General features: G+C 74.3%; 1 protein-coding gene. It reads right to left on the bottom strand.

The window, feature by feature from the left end; all coding sequences use genetic code 11:
* On the bottom strand, positions 1 to 4,325 hold a 4,325-nt coding region (locus ABD343_RS08085; RefSeq protein ID WP_344525623.1), incomplete at both ends, for a type I polyketide synthase.

Below are 4,325 nucleotides of genomic sequence, written 5' to 3'. Positions count from 1 at the left end.
CTCCACCGGCTCCGGCTCCTCACCGACCGGCGGCTCCTCCAAGATCACATGGGCGTTCGTGCCCGACACGCCGAAGGAGGAGACTCCGACACGGCGCGGACGTTCGCCAACCGGCCACTCCACCGGCTCGGTCAGCAACCGCACCGCACCCGTGTCCCACTCGACGTGCGGCGAGGGCTCATCGACGTGCAGCGACGCAGGCAGCACCCCGTGCCGCATCGCCTGCACCATCTTGATCACACCGGCCACACCCGCGGCCGCCTGCGTATGACCGATGTTCGACTTGATCGACCCCAGCCACAACGGCCGCCCGCCGGCACGCTCCTGGCCGTACGTCGCCAGCAGCGCCCCCGCCTCGATCGGGTCCCCCAGCGTCGTCCCCGTACCGTGCCCCTCCACCGCATCCACATCAGCCGGGGAGAGGCCCGCGTCGGCGAGGGCCTGGTCGATCACGCGTTCCTGGGACGGGCCGTTCGGTGCCGTCAGGCCATTGCTCGCCCCGTCCTGGTTCACCGCCGACCCGCGCAGCAGCGCGAGCACCCGGTGGCCGTTGCGCCGCGCGTCCGAGAGCCGCTCCAGCAGCACCAGACCCACGCCCTCCGACCAGCCGACCCCGTCCGCCGACGCCGAGAACGCCTTGCAGCGGCCGTCCCGCGCGAGGCCACGCTGACGCGAGAACGACGTGAAGACCTCGGGTGTGGCGAGCACCGTCACGCCGCCCGCCAGCGCCAGTTCGCACTCGCCCCGGCGCAGGGCTTGCGCGGCGAGATGCATCGCGACCAGAGACGACGAGCAGGCTGTGTCCACCGTCATCGTGGGACCTTCGAGGCCGAGGGTGTAGGCCACCCGGCCGGAGACCACGCTGCCGGAGCCCGCGAGCATCGCATAGCCTTCGAGCTGGGCGTCGCCGCCCGCGGCACCCACCGCGTAGTCGTGGTACATGACGCCCGCGTAGACGCCCGTACGGCTGCCGCGCAGCGCCGCCGGGTCGAGACCGGCGCGTTCCAGCGTCTGCCACGCGGTCTCCAGCAGCAGCCGCTGCTGCGGATCCATGGCCAGCGCCTCGCGCGGGTTCACGCCGAAGAACGCGGCGTCGAATCCGGCGGCGTCGTGGACGAAGCCGCCCTCGCTCGCGTAGCTCGTGCCCGGGTGGTCGGGGTCCGGGTGGAAGAGGTCCGCCAGGTCCCAGCCGCGGTCGTCCGGGAACGGCCCGATGGCGTCCCGGCCCGAGGCCACCAGCTCCCACAGTTCCTCGGGTGAGCCGACGCCGCCCGGGTAGCGGCCCGCCGTGGAGACGATCGCGATCGGTTCGTCATCCCGTTCCCGCCCCGCGCCGGAGGCCGAGCGCCGGGCACGGATGAGGGACTTCCGGCCGCCGTCCCGTGTGCCACCGCTCAGCCGGGTCAGTAGTCGGCCGGCCAGGGCCCGCGGTGTCGGGTAGTCGAAGACCAGGGTGGCGGGGAGTCGTATGCCGGTGGCGGCGGAGAGGCGGTTGCGGAGTTCGACGGCGGTCAGCGAGTCGAATCCCAGGTCCTTGAACGAGGCCTCCGCGCGCAGCTCGTCCGCCGACCGATGGCCGAGCGCGCCCGCCGCGGACTCGCCGACGACGTCGAGTACGAGCGCCAGTTGGGCGTCCTCGTCCAGTTCGGCGAGCCGGTCGGCCAGGGCCGAGCCGTCCGGCTGGCCCGCGCCGTGGGTGCCGCGTGCGGCGGCGACACGGCGTCGCCGTCCCGGTTCCTCGCCTCCGCCGAACGCGGCGCGGGCGCGTCGCGTCAGGTTGGCGGCGAGCAGTGCGGGGGCGGGCTGCCGACTGGCCAGGTCCAGGAGGTCGAGTGCCTGCTCCGTGGCCAGGGGCGCGCTGCCCGAGCGGCCGAGCCGGGCCCGGTCGGCCTCGGTCAGGTGGCCGGTCATGCCGCTCGCCTCGTCCCAGAGACCCCAGCCGATCGACACTCCCGCCAGGCCGGACGCGCGGCGCCTTGCGGCGAGCGCGTCGCAGTAGGCGTTCGCGGCGGTGTAGTTGGCCTGGCCGCCGTTGCCCAGCCAGGCGGCGGCCGAGGAGAACAGCACGAACATCCTCAGCGGCAGCCCCGCCGTCGCCCGGTGCAGATTGAGCGCCCCCGCCGCCTTGGGCCCCCACACGCGGGCGAGGCGTTCCGGTGTCTGGGCGCTCAGCACGGCGTCGTCCAGTACGCCTGCCGCGTGCACGACACCCGTGAGGGGGTGCGCGGGGTCGATCCCCGCGATCAGCTCCTCGACGGCATCGGCGTCCGCGACGTCCACGGCCGCCAGCCGTACGTCGGCGCCCAACGCGGACAGCCGGTCGGCCAGCTCCCCGGCACCGGGTGCCTCCGGTCCTCGCCGACCGGCCAGCACCAGGTGGCCGACGCCCCGCGTACGGACGAGATGCTCGGCGACCAGTCCGCCGACCGTGCCCGTGCCACCCGTGATGAGCACCGTTCCGTCCGGGTCCAACTCCGGTGACGGCCGACCGGAGTCGGATGCGGATGCTGGGCCGGGGCCGGGGCCGGGGCCGGGGCCGGGGCCGGGGCCGGAGACGGAGACGGAGACGGAGACGGAGACGGAGGCGGAGACGGAGACGGAGGCGCCCGCGTCGGCCGGGTCGCCCGCCGTCGTGTCCGCGCCCGTGAGCCGGGGGATCCACACCCGTCCGTCCCGCACCGCGACCTGCGGCCTGTCGGCCTCCACCGCGCGGCACACCGTCGCCGTGTCGGCGTCAGGAGCCAGGTCGAGCAGCGTGAACCGGCCGGGCTCCTCCACCTGGGCGCTCCGTACGAGCCCCCAGACGGCGGCGCATGCCGGGTCGGCCTCCTCCCCGGCCAGGCCGACCGCGCCCCTCGTGACCAGCACCAGCCGCGACTCGGCCAGCCGCTCCTCCGCCAGCCACCCCTGTACGAGCGCGAGCGTGCGCCGGGCGGCCTCCAGCCCTTGGTCCTCCCCCGGCTCGACGCCGGCGAGGACGACCGGCGGTACGGCGTCCCCTTCGTCCAACGCCGCCACGAGCGCGTCGAGCCCGGCGTAGGCGACGAAGCCGGAGTCGGGGAGCGACTGCGGGCCCAGCAGCGCCCAGCCTTCCCCGGCGGAGACGCCCTGCGTACCGGCAGGGACGTTGGTGAGCGGAACCCAGTCGAGGGCGAAGAGCGCCCGGCGTTCCTCCCTTTCGGCGGCGCGCAGTTGGCCGACGTCTGCTGGGTACATGACCAGCTTCTCGACACTCAGCACCGGCGCACCGGCCGGGTCCGCCACGGTCACGCGCAGCGCACGTTCGCCCTGCGTCCCTCCCCCGCCCGCCGAGATCCGCACCCTCACGGCCGTGGCGTCGGACGCCCGGAGCGCGAGACCGTTCCAGGCGAACGGCAACCATGCCCGGCCGTCCGTCCCCGCCTCCGGTTCCGCCAGCAGGATCCCGGGGTGCAGGGCGGCGTCCAACAGCGCGGGATGGATCCCGAACCCCTCGGTCGCGCCCGCCTCCTCGGGCAGTTCGACCTCGGCCACGAGGTCGTCCCCGTCCCGCCACACGGCCCGGACGCCCTGGAAGGCCGGACCGTACTCGTATCCGGCCGATGCGACGCGCTCGTAGAAGCCGTCCATCTCGACGCGACGCGCACCCTCCGGAGGCCAACGCGTCTCCAGGGCAGGCGCCTCGGCCGTCGCCGGACCGAGGGTGCCTTCGGCGTGGCACACCCATCCGTTGGTGTCGGCGTCTTCGTCGCCACGGTCGGGGCGGGAGTACACCTCGATTGCACGCCGCCCGTCGTCGGTCTCGGCGGGTCGGACGACCACCTGGATGTTGACGGCACCGTTCTCCGGGAGGACGAGCGGCGCTCGCAGCACGAGTTCCTCGACACCGCCGCACCCGGCCTCGTCCGCCGCCCGCAACGCCCACTCCGCCAACGCCGCACCGGGCACCAGCACCGAGCCCAGCACCCGGTGATCCCCCAACCACCGCTGCTCCCCCGCCACCGAGATCCGCCCGGTCAGCAGGAGCCCGCTCTCGTCCGCGACCTCCATCGCGGCCCCCAGCAACGGGTGCCCGGAAGGCGAAAGACCGAGTCCGACGGCATCGCCGGTACCGCTCCCCGTTCCGTCGAGCCAGTAGTGCTGGCGTTGGAAGGCATAGGTGGGCAGGTCGGTGGTGGGGCCTTGGGGGAACCAGGGTGTCCAGTCGATGTCGGTGCCGTGGGTGTGGAGCTGGGCCAGGGCCCGGGCGAAGGCGTGGGTTTCGGGCTGCTTGGCGTTGAGGGCGGAGAGGGCGAGCAGGTCTCCGTCCAGGGTGTGCTGGGCGGTGGTGGCCAGGACGGGGTCGG

Source organism: Streptomyces albiaxialis (assembly GCF_039530985.1).
Taxonomy (GTDB): Bacteria; Actinomycetota; Actinomycetes; order Streptomycetales; family Streptomycetaceae; genus Streptomyces; species Streptomyces albiaxialis.
The sequence above is the reverse complement of the archived record's forward strand: the minus strand, read 5'-3'. Positions and strand labels throughout refer to the sequence as shown.